Genomic DNA, 14321 nt, shown 5'->3' with positions numbered 1-14321 from the left:
GGGCACCCGATGCCGGCGCCCGCCCGAGGGCGCCGGACCCTTGGTGAGCACGACGGAAGGACAAGCGATGCTGGATGGATGCGTGCCGTGGCCCCCTGATGCCGCCGAGCGCTACCGCGAGGCCGGGTACTGGCGCGGTGAGACGCTCGGTGCCCTGCTGCGCGGTTGGGCCGAGAGGTACGGGGACCGGGTCGCCCTGGTGGGTGACGACGGCACCCGGGTGACGTACCGCGAACTGGACATGTGGTGCGACCGGCTGGCCGCCGGTTTTGCCGGGCAGGGTGTGGCGCCGCGCGAGCGCGTGCTGGTGCAGCTGCCGAACACCCCGTCGTTCGTGGCGGTCTGTTTCGCCCTGTTCCGGCTGGGCGCGGTGCCGGTTTTCGCGCTGCCGTCGTACCGCAGTGCGGAGCTGCGGCACCTGGCGGAGCTGTCCGGTGCGGTCGCGATGGTGATCCCGGACGAGGTCAGGGGGTTCGACCACCGTGCGCTCGTGCGCGACCTGCTGCCGGAGCTCCCGCGCGTGGCCCGGGTCTTCGTGGCGGGCGATCCGGGCGGAGAGGAGGACGGCCTGGTCGCGCTGGCGGCCCTGGAGCAGGATCCGGTCGCACTGCCCGAGCCGGACGCCTCCGACGTCGCGTTCTTCCTGTTGTCCGGCGGTACGACCGCGCTGCCGAAGATGATCCCCCGCACCCACGACGACTACGCGTACCAGACCCGGATCACCGCCGGGATCTGCGAACTCGGCGAGGACACCGTCTACCTGGCGGTGCTGCCGGTGGAGTTCAACTTCCCGTGGGGCTGTCCCGGCATCATCGGCGTACTGGGCGTCGGCGGCCGGGTGGTGTTCGCGCCGGACCCGACCCCGCAGACCTGCTTCCCGCTGATCGAGCGGGAGCGGGTCACCATGACCTCGGTCATCCCGACCATCGTGCACCTGTGGCTGGACGCGGCCGGGCGCACCGGCCACGACCTGTCCAGCCTGGACGTCGTACAGGTAGGCAGTTCCAAGCTGCACGACGAGGTCGCCGCCCGGATCGAGCCCGAGCTCGGGGTGCGGCTCCAGCAGGTGTTCGGCATGGCGGAGGGGCTGCTGACCTTCACCCGCTACGACGACCCGCGGCAGGTCGTCCTGACCACCCAGGGCCGGCCGGTGTCGCCGGCCGACGAGATCCGGGTGGTGGACGGCGACGACCGCGAGGTGCCGGACGGTACGGTCGGCGAGCTGCTGACCCGGGGCCCGTACACGCTGCGCGGCTACTACCGTGCTCCGGAGCACAACGCCTCGGCATTCACCGCGGACGGGTTCTACCGCAGCGGTGACCTGGTCCGCAGGACCCCCACCGGTGAGATCGTGGTCGAGGGCCGGGTCAAGGACGTGGTGATCCGCGGCGGCGACAAGGTGTCCGCGACGGAGGTCGAGGGCCATCTGACGGCGCACCCGGGCGTGCAGCAGGCCGCGGTGGTCGCGATGCCCGACCGCGTACTGGGCGAAAAGATCTGCGCCTACGTGGTTGCCGACCGGGACGGGCCGGCGCCCACTCTGCCGGAGCTGCGCCGGCTCCTGCGCGCCCGCGGCCTGGCCGACTTCAAACTGCCGGACCGACTGGAGGTGGTGGAGGTCTTCCCGCTGACCGGTCTGAACAAGGTGGACAAGAAGGTCCTCGCGGCCCGGGCCGGGCTCCTGCACAGTGGTGGCGGTGCGGGCCGAGGAGATGCGCGGTGACGGCGGCGCAGCGCTACCTGGTGCCGTTCCAGCGCCGGGGGAGCATCGTGGGCCAGGCCGACCTGGCGGCGCTCGCCTCGGTCGTGCACTCGGCGGAGCCGCTGTCGGCGGGGGTGTGGCGCGAGCGGTTCGAGCAGCGCTTCCGGGAGGTCACCGGGGCCCGCCACGCGCTGTCGGTGACCAGCGGGACGGTGGCTCTGGAGCTGGCCGTCCGGCTGCTCGACCTGCAGCCCGGCGACGAGGTGATCGCCACCCCGCAGACGTTCCAGGCGACGGTGCAGCCGTTGCTCGACCACGACGTCACCGTGCGGTTCTGCGACGTCGACCCGGACACCCTGAACATGGACCCGCAGGTCCTGGATTCGCTGATCACCGACCGGACGAAGGCCATCCTGCTGGTGCACTACGGCGGCCTTCCGGCGGACATGGCGGCCATCCTGGCCCGGGCCCGCCGTGCGGGCGTCGTGGTGGTGGAGGACTGCGCGCACGCGCTGGGCGCTTCCTACCAGGGGGACAGCCCCGGCGCGCTCGGCGACATCGGGTGCTTCAGCTTCCACTCGACGAAGAACATCACCACGCTCGGCGAGGGGGGCATGATCACGCTGAACCGGGCCGACTGGGCCGAGCGGGTCGAGCGGCTGCGGGGCAACGAGGTGGACGGGGTGTTCGCCCCGGTGCCCGGCTTCGCGGACGACGAGCCCGCGCTGCTGCCGTGGATGCGCTTCTCCGCCGACGTCTACCGCCGCCAGGCCGTCGGTATCCGGGGAGCGGGCACCAACGCCACCATGTCCGAGGCCGCCGCGGCGGTCGGGCTGGTCCAGCTGGATGCGCTGGAGCGGTTCACCGAGCGCCGTCGGTGGATCGCGGCCCGGCTGGACGCCGCCGTCTCGGCGTTCCCCGGCACCCGCCTCCAACGCACGCCGGAGGGCAGCACCCACGCCTACCACCTGTACACGTTCTTCGTCACGGCCGGGCGTGAGGTGCGCGAGCACTTCGTGCGCGCCCTGGACCGCAGGGGCGTGGAGGTTCAGCTGCGGTACTTCCCGCTGCACCTGCTGCCCGAGTGGCGGCTGCGCGGCCACGGTCCGGGCGAGTGCCCGCAGGCCGAGCGGGTCTGGTTCGACGAGCACCTGAACCTGCCCTGCCACCCGGGGCTCACCGACGAGCAGGTCGACCACCTTGTCGAGTCGGTCACCGCTGCGATGCACGAGGCCACGGCCCTCGCCAGGACGGGCCGGCCGCTGGCGGTCCGATGACGACCCGCCGGCGGCAGCCCACTTTTTTCACGGACCAGACCCGAAACGGACCCGAGAAAGGCTCCTGACGTGCCCTACATCGACGTGAAGATCTACGAGCGCCGCCTGGACGAGCGGACCGAGCGCGAGCTCGTCGAGCGGATCACCCAGGCCGTGGTGGACGTCTTCGACGAGTCCATCCGGCCGCAGACCTGGGTGGCGCTGACGGGCGTCGAGCCGCGCCGCTGGGGGATCGGCGGTGTCACCGGCAGCTGACCGGCTCTCACCCGTGCGGGCCTGTCGGACTCAGTCCGACAGGCCCGCACACATGCCGGCGATCAGCCAGTCGAGGGCGCGGTCGAAGTCGCTGTCGCGCATCTCGTCGAGGCTGCGTCCGGCGCGGCGTTCCATCAGTCCGCCGCCGGCCTCGATCTCGGGGGCCTGCGCGATGCTGCCGGCGACCTCCTCCAGGAACTCGTCGGCCGTACGGCCCACTTCCTTGCCGTACTCCAGCCAGCGGCTCTCCATCGAGGTGAAGCCGTACACGTACTGGAACACGGCCGACAGCGCGGCGGGTCGTTCGGCCTCGGGCAGCGGCGACCGGGCGACGACCGCCTGGGCGCAGGCGGAGAACCGCATGCTGTGCGGGCCGATGTTGAGGTACTCGGCGTACGAGCGGATGGCCCACGGGTGGGAGACCATGGTGCGCCGCCAGGAGAGCGCCAGCGCACGCAGGTCCTCCCGCCAGTCCAGGCCGGCCGCCGGGTCGGGGAGCTTTATCTCCGCCGCCACGGCGTCGAGGGCCAGCTCCATCAGGTCGTCCTTGTTCGCGATGTACCAGTAGACCGACATGGGGGTGACCCCCAGTTCCGTGGCCAGCACGCGCATCGTGAACTTCGCGTCGCCCTGTTCGTCGAGCAGTCGCACCGCGGCGGCGACGATCCTTTCCCGGTCCAGGCTGCCCGCTCCCGAACCGCGTTCGGGACCCCGGCGGCCGCGGGTCGTCGGCTCCGGAGTGAGCCACACGCTGCTTCTCGGTTGCGAGGCGCGCTTGGCGGCCACGTTCGTCCTCCCTGGGGTCGTCCTTCGGCTACGGGCTGTACAAAGGTACGCGGCCGGGTGCGAGCGTGCTCGCACCCGGCCGCGTGGGGATCAGGCGGCAGCCTGGTCCCCGGCGGGGACCGCGGAGGTCTCCGCCGCGGCGGCCTCGGCACGCGCCGCGCGGTGGAGCAGCAGGCCGGCCAGCAGGCCGCCCGCGAACACTGCCGCGGCGCCGATCAGCTGGCTGGTGCCGACCCCGGAAGCGAACGCGTCCCGGACCTGTTCCTGCACGTCCTCTGAGGGGTCGGCGGCGAGCGCCTCGTGCAGCGACCCGGCCGTGCCGGCCCCCACGGTGGCCGGGAGCAGCGCCGCGAAGCGGGAGTTCAGCACGGCACCGAGGACCGCGACGCCGAGGCCGCCGCCGAATTCGGTGATCGTTCCCTGGACGCCCGCTCCTACACCGGCCTTCTCCGGCGGGATGGAGCCCATGATGGCGTTGGCCATCGCCGGCATCGCCAGGGCGATGCCGGAGCCCATGAGCACCAGGCCGACCAGCATGCCGCTGTAGCCGAGGCTGCCGCCGACGGTGGCCACGGCCGCGAGCCCGCCGGCGAGCAGGGTCATGCCGGAGGTGATGGTCCCGGCGGCACCGAGCTTCGGCAGCACCTTCGCGCCGACACCCGCCAGGTTGAGTCCGACGATGGTCAAGGCGAGCGGAGCCATGCGCAGGCCGGCTTCCAACGGGCTGTAGTTCAGGACGAGCTGCAGGTGCTGCGTGAGCAGGAACAGCGAGCCCGCCATGCCGAACGCGACGAGGATGCCGCCGGCCACGGCGCCGTTGAAGCGCCGGTTGCGGAAGAAGCTCATGTCGAGCATCGGCGCCGGGACGTGCAACTCCCAGCGGACGAAGGCGGTGAGGCTTGCCAGGCCGACCAGGGCCGATACCAGCACGCTGACGGACGTCCAGCCGTGCTCAGGGCCGGAGATGATCGCGAAGACCACGCCGACCATGCCGACCGTGGAAAGTACGGCGCCGACCAGGTCCGGGCGCTTGCCCAGCGGGTTCTTGCTCTCCGGGACGAGCTTGGCGACGGCCAGCCCGCCGATCAGGGCCACCGGGATGTTGATCAGGAAGATCGAGCCCCACCAGAAGTGGGCCAGCAGAACGCCGCCCACCAGGGGGCCGCCGGCGAAGCCGAGCGAGCTGACGGCACCCCACATACCGATCGCCTTCGGCAGTTCCTCGCCGTCGAACACCTGCATGATCACCGCGAGGGTGGTGGTCATGAGCAGGGCGCCGCCGATGCCCATGCCCGCACGGGCGGCGATCAGCTGGCCGGACGACGCGCTGAAGGCCGCGGCCGTCGAGCACAGGCCGAATGCGACCAGACCCGTGATCAGCGCCTTCTTGCGGCCGTACCGGTCGCTGAGGCTTCCGGCGGTGAGCAGCAGGCCGGACTGGACCAACGCATAGGCGTTGATCATCCACTGGATGTCCGTCGTGCTCGCGCCCAGGTCCTCGGTGAGCGCGGGGATCGCGAGGTTCAGGACCGTGTTGTCCAGGAGGACGACGAGTTGGGCGAGGCAGATGACGCCGAGGATCACCCAGCGCCTGGGGTTGCGGGCCGGTACAGGCGCCGCCGTGATCTGTGTGTCTTGCAAGGAGACCTCCCAGGAGTGAGTGAGGAACTGTTCTACAACGTATATGAGAGTTATACGATGTACAAGTGACATGCGGGTGAAGCCTGCCCGGGGCGCGTGACGTGCGACCCGGACACGGACAGGAGCCGTCCGGTGGGACGGCAGGAGCGAGGGCCGGTGCTCAGACGGCGGGCGCGCGCCGGACGTCGGCCGGCACGGCGGGCCGGCAGTCCAGTTCGCCGCGCTCGACCGGACCGGCCGCGATCATGGGGAGCATCAGCTTCCAGAACCCGGAGAGGGATCCGGAGGCCAGCCAGGCGGAGTCGAACCTCGCCAGCACGCCGAATCCGAGGACGGTGGCCGTCACGACCCCGGCGACGTCCGAGGGCGTCACGGCCGAGGTCAGCGAGCCGTCCCGGCCGGCCCGCTCCAGCAGCCGCACGACACTCTGGCGCCAGTGCTCCGGGAGGTCGTGAGTGGCCTGTCGGGCCGCATCGCCGCTGAGCCGGAACCCGGCGCGCACCACCACGTCCTGGCGCAGCCGGAGCATGACGGCGTGACTGGTGTCGACCAGGGCCTGGAGCGCGGAAGCGCCCCTCCGGGCCGCTCCGTCGACGATCGTCCGCATCCGCTCGGCCGCCTCCGCTTCGACGGCGGCGGCGAGCGCTTCCTTGCTCTCGAAGTGGAAGTGCAGGGCCCCGTTACTGACACCGGCGCTGTTGCTGATGGCGGTGAGCGAGGCCGTCGCGAAACCCTGCCGATCGAAGGCCTCGGCCGCCGAGAGCACCAGCTGGGTGCGGGTGCGGAAGGCGCGTTCCTGTTTGGGTGTCAAGGCAACTCCTGACGTGCACCGTTTGGCTGAGGCAAGCGAACCGCTCGGTTTGCTGAACGTCTCGTGTGCTGCCGGCGGGCGTGGTTCGGATGCGGGCAGGTCAAGGCCGCGCGCAGGGGCGACCGAGCCCCCGGCTGGAGGGGAGGCGGCTGCTGCCCGCACGTGACACCGAACGGGCGCCCGGTGCGAGTTGCGGCGCTGCGGCATCACGATACAAACCGTCAGACCCGATTGCCAAGTCAAACCAGACCGGTTGCCTTGTTTTTGGCCGAAGTTCTTGCTGCCCCGTTGCCCGGCGGCCCGTTCGCGGGCGGGTGGGGCGGCGGAAGCAAACATGCCGGGCACCCCCTGGGTGCCCGGCATGTCCTGAAGTCGGTGCTCCTACTCGTCGGAGGCGGCCTCGGAGGCCTCCGCAGCCTCGGCGGCCTCGGCCGCCGCCGCGACCTTCCCGATCCGCTCCTCGCCGGTTTCGATCCAGGTCAGCATGGACGCCGGCACGATGCTGGGCAGCACGTGGTTCCACATCACCGAGATCCGGTGGCCGAGGTCCTGGCGGTCGGAGGTGACCCGGGAGACCGCCTGGAGCCCGGTGAAGCAGCCGACGATGAAGTCGCCGGTCTTTTTCGGGTTCACGTGCGGAAGCACCTCCCCCCGTTCCTGTGCCTCCGCCAGGAGCTGGGCGCAGATGTCGCCCCACTCGCCGAACGGGTTGGCGTCGGAGAAGTCCACCGCCCCCTGGTCCAGCGCGAGCCGCGTGCCCGCCCGCAGGATCGGATCGTGCAGCATGCCGTGGGCGACCAGCATGGTGAGGTCTACCAGTTCCTGCGCCTTGGAGCCGGATTCCGGCACCGCCACGTGCAGGGTCTGCTCGGCCAGCACGCCGCGGGCCAGCTCTTCCTTGGAAGCGAAGTGGAAGTACATCGCGCCCTTGGTGACCGAGGCCCGCGAGAGGATCTCTGCCACTGTGGCGGCCTCGAACCCGTACTCGTCGAAGACCGAGGCGGCTGCCCGCACGATCGCCTGCCGCGTGCGGACGGCCCGTTCCTGTCGCACTGCCACCCGTTCGTGTCGCACTGCCATAGGGCTTCTCCTGTCATGCATCCGCCGCTGTCGGGCGACCCGGCCAGTCAGCCTAGATAGATCAACATCCGGCTATCAAAAGAACCGGTTGGTATGTATCTTATCGGCGGGGGAGACGGGGAGGCGCCCGTTCCCGCGAGATCGGTTTCTATGGGGGATTCCATGTCTGTTGTGTTGGTTGAAAACGAAACCCTGCCTGTGGCCGTCCCGGCCCGGCGAACGGCGTTCCAGACCGGCCGACCGGCCCGCGCATCGGCCATGACCAGCACGGTTCCGCGGGAGCTGGTCCACCGGGCGGCGGTCGCCGAAGTGTTTCTGACGGGATGGAGCCGGACCGCGGAGAACCGATTCGCCCTGACGGCGCAGTGGCCCAGGGCGCACAGCTACTTCACCCCGGTGAACGGCTGCTACGACCCGCTGCTGGCCTCCGAAACCATCCGACAGGTCGGTACCCTTCTCTCCCACGCGGAGTTCGGGGTCTCGTTCGGGGACCAGTTCCTGATGTGGGACCTTCACCACAGCGTCAGGCCCGAGCAGGCGGGCGTCGGTGCCGCCCCGGCCGACCTGGAACTGGACGTCATCTGTTCCGACATCCGCCGCCGCGGCCGCCGCCTGGCGGGCATGCGCTACGAGGTCACCCTCTACTGCGGCGGCCAGGTGATCGCCACCGGCGGCGCCGCCTTCGACTGCACCAGCCCCGCCGTCTACCAGCGGCTGCGCGGTGACCGGGTCGGTGCCACGGGCGTGCGGCCCCTGCCGCAGCCGCTCGCCCCCGCGTCGGTCGGCCGCTTCCTCACCACGGACGTCGTCCTGTCCGCCACCGAGCGTCCGCTGGAGTGGCAGCTGCGGGTGGACGAACAGCATCCCGTGCTCTTCGACCACCCTGTCGACCACGTTCCCGGCATGGTGCTGATGGAGTCCGCCCGCCAGGCCGCCCAGGCCATCGACCCGTCCCGGCCGTTCCTGCCGACCACGATGCGCTCCGAGTTCAGCCGGTACGCGGAGCTCGACAGGCCCTGCTGGATACAGGCGGAGCCGCTGCCCGCGGCCGACAACGGCGACCGGCAGGTCCGCGTCACCGGCCACCAGGACGACACCACCGTCTTCAGCTGCCTGATCGGGACCCGAGGCGCAGCCGAGTGAGCCGCCCGGTCCCCGTCGCACCCGCCCCCGAGCGGCTGTCGACAGCCGGGGCCGCGCCGTACGGCCCCCCGGCCGACCGGCGGATCCTGGTCACCGGATCGACCGGTTTCATCGGCGGCAGGGTCGCCGCCGCCGCCCGTACGCTCCCGGGCGCCCGCCTCGTCGTGGCGGGACGCTCCACCGGCCCCGCCGAAAAGGACCCCGCGGTCCGGTACGTCCACGCCGACCTCACCGACTCGGCAAGCCTGTACGGCGTGTGCGACGGCATCGACATCGTGCTCCACTGCGCGGCGCGGGTCGGCGGCCCGGAGCACTCGGCCCGGGCGGTCAACGAGGAGGGCACCCGGGCACTGCTGGCCGAGGCTGAACGGGCCGGAGTCCGCCGCTTCGTCCAGGTCGGCACCGCCTCCGTGTACGGCCGGGGGGTGTTCCGGAACGCCGGACCCGAGCACCTCCCCGTCGTGCCGCAATCGCCCACCAGCCGGACCCGTGCCGCCGCCGAGAGGCTCGTGCTCGCGGCCGGCGGGACGGTGCTGCGCCCGCACCTGGTCATCGGGGCCGGCGACCGCTGGGTGGTCCCGGGTCTGGTCCGCCTCCACCAGCGGCTCGCGGCCTCCGTCGACGGCTGGCGGGCCCGGATGTCGGTGGTCGACGTCGACGACCTCGCCCGTGCGGTGATCGCCGTCGCCGTCGCCCCCCAGGACACCTGCGGCGTCTGGCACGCCAACCACCCCGAACCGGTCGGCTGCGCCCGCATCTTCGACGCACTGGTACGCCTGCTCGGCCTGCCCGCGGGCACCGGCGACATCGAAGCCGGTGGGGCCCGTCGCCTCCTCGCCGAGCACCCGGTCCTGCTGCACCACCTCGCCATGCTGACCACCGACCACTGGTTCGCCAGCTCCCGGCTCTGGCGCGAGACCGGCTGCCCGGCCGGGGGCACGTTCGAGGAGAGCCTCGCCCGCCACGCCTCGTGGTACCGCGAACACCTCGCGACGGACACCGCAGGCCGGCCGGGCCGGACGGGCATGCCGGAATCCGGGCGGTCCTCCGGCGGATCGTGAAATCAGAGGATGGTGAACCCGCCGTCGACCACCAGGGTCGACCCGGTGACGAAGGACGCCCGCTCGCTGCACAGCCACGCAGCGGCCTCGGCGATCTCCTGGGGTTCGGCGGTACGGGGCTGCGGCGTGGCCCGGTGCAGCAGCTCCTCGGCATCCGGGTTCTGCGCGAACCAGTCCGCCACCATCTCGCTGCGGGTCGTGCCGGGGGCTATCGCGTTGACCCGAATGCCGTGGGCGCCGTACTCGGCGGCAGCCGCCTTGGTCAGACCGAGCACCGCGTGCTTGGACACCACGTACGGCGCGGCGACCGGAGTGGCGACCAAGCCGCCGGTGCTGCTGGTGTTGACGATCGAACCGCCTGCTCCGGATGCGAGCATCGCCGCGATCTCCGGGCGCAGGCAGTTGAACACCCCGCGCACGTTGGTGTCCATGATGTCGTCGTAGACGCGGTCGTCCATCAGGTGCAGCGGTGTGCGGCCGGCCCCGTGGCCGGCGTTGTTGAACGCGGCATCGAGCCTGCCGAAACGTTCCACCGTGAACTCGACGGCACGTACCGCGTCCTCGGACCGGGTCACGTCGGCGACCACGTATGCGGCTCGGGCGCCCTGCGCCCGCAACTCGTCCACCAGCCCGGCCAGCCGCTCCTCGCGGCGGGCGGTGACCACCACCGCCGCGCCCTCCCTGGCGAACACCCGCGCTGCGGCGGCGCCGATGCCGCTGCTGGCTCCCGTTATCAGTGCGATCCTGTCTGTCAGAAGCCCTTGTCGATCAGTCATTTCCGGAGTCTTTCATCCGATGATCACGCTCCGGCGGGCGGGTGGTGGCGGGCGTGGTTCCCGGCCCGCTGCGGCGGGAACCACGCCCGCCACCACCCGCCCGCCGGAAAAGACCGGCACCCGGCTTCGCCCCCGGGGGTCAGGGTGAGGCCGGGTGCCGGCGGATGCGGGCGGCGGCACCGATCACATCGGATCGATGTCCGCCGTCCCGCCGTCGACCCGGATCCACCGGGTGATCTGGAGGTCCCGCAGGAACGCCAGGTCGTGGCTGACCACGATGAGCGCGCCCTGGTAGGACTGCAGGGCCTGCGTGAGCTGCTGCACGCTCGCCAGGTCCAGGTTGTTGGTCGGCTCGTCGAGCATCAGCAGCTGCGGCGCGGGGTCGGCCAGCAGCAGCGCCGCCAGCGTCGCCCGGAACCGCTCGCCACCCGATAGAGTACCGACCAGTTGGTCCGCTTTCCGGCCGCGGAAGAGGAAGCGGGCCAGGCGGGAGCGGATGACGTTGTCGGTGGCGCCGGGAGCGAACCGGCCGACATTCTGCGCCACCGTCAGCTCCTCGTCGAGCAGGTCGAGCCGCTGCGGGAGATAGCGCATCGGGACGGCGGCCTTCACCTCGCCCGCCACCGGCGGGATCTCCCCGACGACGGTGCGCAGCAGCGTGCTCTTGCCCGCCCCGTTGCGTCCCACCAGGGCGATCCGCTCCGGCCCCCGCACCTCGAAGTGGGCCCGGCTGCCGAAGCGGAGCTCGACGTCGCGCAGGGTGAGGACGGTGCGGCCCGCAGGTACCGAGGTCTCGGGCAGGTCGACCCGGATCTCCCGGTCGTCGCGCACCGCCTCCTCGGCCTCGGTCAGCCGCTCCTTGGCCTCCTCCAGCCGCTCCAGGTGCATGTTGCGGTGCTTGCCCGCGGCTACTTGGGCCTGCCGCTTGCGCTCCTTCATCACGACCTTGGGCTCGCGCTTGGTCTCGTACATCTTGTTGCCGTAGCGGACGCGGCGGTCCAGCTTGATCCGTGCGTCGGCCAGCTCCCGCTTCTGGCGGTGGACGTCGGACTCGGCCACGCGCACCATGCGCTCGGCCGCCTCCTGCTCCACGGCCAGGGCCTCCTCGTAGTCGCTGAAGTTGCCTCCGTACCAGCGCACTTCGCCGCTGCGCAGGTCGGCGATCTGGTCGACCAGGTCGAGCAGTTCCCGGTCGTGGCTGACGATCACGATCGAGCCCTTCCAGGAGCCGACCGCCTCGTACAGCCGGCGGCGTGCCTCCAGGTCGAGGTTGTTGGTCGGCTCGTCGAGCAGCAGGACATCGGGGCGGAGCAGGAACTGGGCCGCCAGGCAGAGCATGACTGACTCCCCGCCGGACAGTTCGCCGATCCGGCGGTCCAGCGTCACGTGCGTCAGCCCCAGCTTGTCCAGCGTCGCCCGGGCGCGCTCCTCGACGTCCCAGTTGTCACCGATCACGGTGTAGAGCTCCTCGGAGGTGTCGCCGCCCTCGATCGCGTCGATGGCAGCGCGGATCTCCGCGATGCCCAGCGCCTGCTCGACGCGGACCTCCGGCTCCAGCGCGACGTTCTGCGGCAGGTAGCCGAGTTCGCCGGTCACCTTGACCGAGCCGCCGCTCGGCGTGAGCGCTCCGGCCATCAACCGGAGCAGGGTGGATTTGCCCGAGCCGTTGACGCCGATCAGCCCGGTCCGGCCGGTGCCCACGACCAGGGAGAAGTCGGTGAACACCGGGGTCCCGTCGGGCCAGGCGAAGGAGAGGTCGGCGCAGACGACGGATGTGTTGGTCAAGGTCATGGGTCCTCCTGAAGTCATGTCTGTCCCGGGGCTGCGGGACGGCGGTCACGGTCGGATGCCGTCGGCCCCGCGGCATGCGGGTGACGGATCGTCTGGTGGCGGGCCGCAAGCGGCTCGCCGTACGGGAGCGCTGCACGCACCACCCCTACGGGGGCGCGGGCACCACATGACTTCAGAAGAGCAACGGCCTTCTCCTATGGACGGCAGCAGTTCTTCTACAGCGTATACCTATCGGCATCCGGGCGCTCCATCATTCGGACGCACCGTCAACTGGCGTCCCGACGGGCGGCGGTTGGAGTCGCGTGTGGCCCCGGCGTCCCGGACGCCACTCTAAAACAGACCGACTGGTCTCTGACTCACAAACCGTATAGTCTGTTTTCATTGTGGGGGCGGCGCACTCGTCGGCCCCAGGGCCCCCATGCTGGGCAGAAGAACAGGGAGACAGCGTGGACATCGACGTGCTGGGATCGCTGACCGTACGAGAGGGCGGGGCGCCCGTGGCTCTGACCGCCCCCAAGCCGCGCCAACTGCTCGCCGTCCTGGCGATGCACGCGGACCGGACGGTGCCGGTGCCGCTTCTGATCGAGGAACTGTGGGAAGGCCGGCCCCCGCGATCGGCCCGCAACACCCTCCAGACCTACATCCTCCAGCTCCGCGAACTGATCGGCCAGGCACTGCGGCTCGCCGGCGACGCGCACGACGCCAAGCGGGTCCTCGTCACCGAACCCGACGGCTACCGCCTGGACACCAGAGGCGGCGCCATCGACACCCACGAGTTCGAGCGCCGGGCCGCATCCGGCTACCGGGCCATGGCCCAGGAGGACTTCGCCGCCGCCTCCCGCCGCCTGCACGACGCGCTTGCCCTGTGGCAGGGGCCGGCCTTCGCGGGCATACGCACCGGCGCGCTGCTCGAGATGGAGATCCGCCGCCTCGAGGAGGCCCGGCTGTGCGCCCTCGACCAGCGGATCGAGGCCGATCTGCGGCTCGGCCGGCACCGAGAACTGGTCGGCGAGCTGACCGTTCTGGCGTCCCGTCACCGCATGCACGAGTCGCTGCACCGTCAGCTGATGATCGCGCTCCACCGCTCGGGCCGGCGCGCAGAGGCACTCGCCGCCTACCAGCGGCTGCGTACGACGCTCGTTCGCGACCTGGGCCTGGAGCCCTCACCGGCCCTGCGCCGCCTCCAGCACTCGATGCTCGCGTCCGGCCCGGAGCGGGAGGCCGTCGAACCGGCCTGGGGGCAACTCGCCCCCACCGGTTGAGCGGATCCGGTCCCCGAAGGGAACGGGATCCCGGATCCCGGACCGAAGGAAACAGGCCGGATCCCTGACCGGGGGAAACGGATCGGATCCACAACCATGAGAAGGGAAAATTGTGATGCAGCAGAGATCGGTGATCACCTGTCGGAGGCTGGTGACCGCTGCAGCGGAACTGTTCGACCGCAAGGGGTACGTGAACGCGACCCTGGGGGAGATCACCGGTGCGGCACGGGTCACCAAGGGGGCCCTGTACTTCCACTTCGCCTCCAAGGGCGAACTGGCCCACGCCGTGGAGGAGCACGGCTGCACCCTGCTCGCCCAGTCGGTCGACCGGCTCGCCGCCGGCAGCAGCTCACCGCTGCAGACCCTGATCGACTTCACCCACTGGCTGGCCCGGGGGCTGCGCGAGGAAGCCGCGCTGCGCGCCAACTTCCGCCTCAGCAGGGAACTGCGCGGCGGGGAGGCGGTCGGCGGCGGCTTCACCGAGGCGTGGATGACCACCGCCTGGTCGCTGCTCGACCGGGCCGGTGCGGCCGGGGAACTGCGCAACGGCGCCGACCGCGCGGGACCGCAGACGCTGCTCGCCGCGGCGGTGGCCGGCATCGAACTGCTCGCTGCCACCGACATGTCGGACGAGGAACTCACCGCCCGGGTCGCTGCCCTGTGGGACCTCGCTCTGCCCGGCCTGGTCGGGCCGTCCGGACGGACCGACTATCGGACGACTCCCCGCTGAGAGGGG

At 71.3% G+C, this 14321-nt stretch carries 13 protein-coding genes; 7 read left to right on the top strand and 6 right to left on the bottom strand.

Annotated features, from left to right (window positions below; all coding sequences use genetic code 11):
* The first annotated feature begins 67 nt into the window (after positions 1–67).
* The 3 genes from OG624_RS41645 to OG624_RS41635 all read left to right on the top strand — a co-directional run bounded on the left by OG624_RS41645 (position 68) and on the right by OG624_RS41635 (position 3234).
* Positions 68–1723: a (2,3-dihydroxybenzoyl)adenylate synthase gene (locus OG624_RS41645; RefSeq protein WP_051763261.1), complete on the top strand. Its 1656-nt coding sequence runs from the start codon at positions 68–70 to the stop codon at positions 1721–1723.
* Positions 1720–2979, top strand: coding sequence for a DegT/DnrJ/EryC1/StrS family aminotransferase (locus OG624_RS41640; protein ID WP_033220485.1), 1260 nt, complete (start codon positions 1720–1722; stop codon positions 2977–2979). Before OG624_RS41645 ends, OG624_RS41640 begins: the two co-directional genes overlap by 4 nt.
* A 69-nt stretch (positions 2980–3048) precedes the next feature.
* The gene (locus OG624_RS41635) at positions 3049–3234 is read left to right on the top strand and encodes a tautomerase family protein (protein ID WP_033220310.1); all 186 of its coding nucleotides are present in this window, start codon (positions 3049–3051) and stop codon (positions 3232–3234) included.
* 30 nt (positions 3235–3264) lie between these two features.
* Here OG624_RS41635 and OG624_RS41630 read toward each other — a convergent pair whose 3' ends face one another.
* The 4 genes from OG624_RS41630 to OG624_RS41615 form a co-directional block, all read right to left on the bottom strand.
* The gene (locus OG624_RS41630) at positions 3265–4020 is read right to left on the bottom strand and encodes a TetR/AcrR family transcriptional regulator (protein WP_033220308.1); all 756 of its coding nucleotides are present in this window, start codon (positions 4018–4020) and stop codon (positions 3265–3267) included.
* 90 nt (positions 4021–4110) lie between these two features.
* Positions 4111–5661: an MFS transporter gene (locus tag OG624_RS41625; protein ID WP_051763260.1), complete on the bottom strand. Its 1551-nt coding sequence runs from the start codon at positions 5659–5661 to the stop codon at positions 4111–4113.
* Positions 5662–5821: 160 nt separating this feature from the next.
* Positions 5822–6472, bottom strand: coding sequence for a ScbR family autoregulator-binding transcription factor (locus OG624_RS41620; protein WP_051763259.1), 651 nt, complete (start codon positions 6470–6472; stop codon positions 5822–5824).
* Between the two features lie 381 nt (positions 6473–6853).
* Positions 6854–7552: a ScbR family autoregulator-binding transcription factor gene (locus tag OG624_RS41615; RefSeq protein ID WP_051763258.1), complete on the bottom strand. Its 699-nt coding sequence runs from the start codon at positions 7550–7552 to the stop codon at positions 6854–6856.
* Positions 7553–7810: 258 nt separating this feature from the next.
* Here OG624_RS41615 and OG624_RS41610 point away from each other — a divergent pair, with 258 nt between their 5' ends.
* The gene (locus OG624_RS41610) at positions 7811–8695 is read left to right on the top strand and encodes a ScbA/BarX family gamma-butyrolactone biosynthesis protein (RefSeq protein WP_033220480.1); all 885 of its coding nucleotides are present in this window, start codon (positions 7811–7813) and stop codon (positions 8693–8695) included.
* Complete coding sequence (locus OG624_RS41605) at positions 8692–9756, top strand: NAD-dependent epimerase/dehydratase family protein (protein WP_063734093.1); 1065 nt, start codon at positions 8692–8694, stop codon at positions 9754–9756. The genes OG624_RS41610 and OG624_RS41605 overlap by 4 nt, the downstream gene beginning before the upstream one ends.
* A gap of 2 nt (positions 9757–9758) precedes the next feature.
* Here the strand turns inward: OG624_RS41605 and OG624_RS41600 are convergent, their stop codons facing one another.
* Positions 9759–10532 (bottom strand): SDR family NAD(P)-dependent oxidoreductase, encoded by a 774-nt coding sequence (locus OG624_RS41600; protein WP_033220301.1) that lies wholly within the window; start codon positions 10530–10532, stop codon positions 9759–9761.
* 183 nt (positions 10533–10715) lie between these two features.
* A complete protein-coding gene (locus OG624_RS41595; RefSeq protein ID WP_033220299.1) occupies positions 10716–12323 on the bottom strand; it encodes an ABC-F family ATP-binding cassette domain-containing protein in 1608 nt (535 codons plus the stop codon).
* Positions 12324–12769: 446 nt separating this feature from the next.
* On the opposite strand from OG624_RS41595, the gene OG624_RS41590 reads away from it, so the two are divergent.
* Together OG624_RS41590 and OG624_RS41585 are read left to right on the top strand one after the other, a co-directional pair.
* Positions 12770–13585 (top strand): AfsR/SARP family transcriptional regulator, encoded by an 816-nt coding sequence (locus tag OG624_RS41590; RefSeq protein ID WP_033220297.1) that lies wholly within the window; start codon positions 12770–12772, stop codon positions 13583–13585.
* A gap of 115 nt (positions 13586–13700) precedes the next feature.
* Positions 13701–14315, top strand: coding sequence for a ScbR family autoregulator-binding transcription factor (locus OG624_RS41585; RefSeq protein ID WP_033220292.1), 615 nt, complete (start codon positions 13701–13703; stop codon positions 14313–14315).
* The last annotated feature ends 6 nt before the right edge of the window (positions 14316–14321 follow it).

The sequence above is a fragment of the Streptomyces virginiae genome, assembly GCF_041432505.1.
GTDB lineage: Bacteria > Actinomycetota > Actinomycetes > Streptomycetales > Streptomycetaceae > Streptomyces > Streptomyces virginiae_A.
This window is presented reverse-complemented; position numbering and strand designations above follow the sequence as displayed.

What these genes read in the sequence shown, in the direction of transcription:
- OG624_RS41645 (WP_051763261.1), top strand. Translation starts at nt 68, where the DNA reads ATGCTGGATGGATGCGTGCCGTGGCCCCCTGATGCCGCCGAGCGCTAC.
- OG624_RS41615 (WP_051763258.1), bottom strand. Translation starts at nt 7,552, where the DNA reads ATGGCAGTGCGACACGAACGGGTGGCAGTGCGACAGGAACGGGCCGTC.
- OG624_RS41610 (WP_033220480.1), top strand. Translation starts at nt 7,811, where the DNA reads ATGACCAGCACGGTTCCGCGGGAGCTGGTCCACCGGGCGGCGGTCGCC.
- OG624_RS41600 (WP_033220301.1), bottom strand. Translation starts at nt 10,532, where the DNA reads ATGACTGATCGACAAGGGCTTCTGACAGACAGGATCGCACTGATAACG.
- OG624_RS41595 (WP_033220299.1), bottom strand. Translation starts at nt 12,323, where the DNA reads ATGACCTTGACCAACACATCCGTCGTCTGCGCCGACCTCTCCTTCGCC.
- OG624_RS41585 (WP_033220292.1), top strand. Translation starts at nt 13,701, where the DNA reads ATGCAGCAGAGATCGGTGATCACCTGTCGGAGGCTGGTGACCGCTGCA.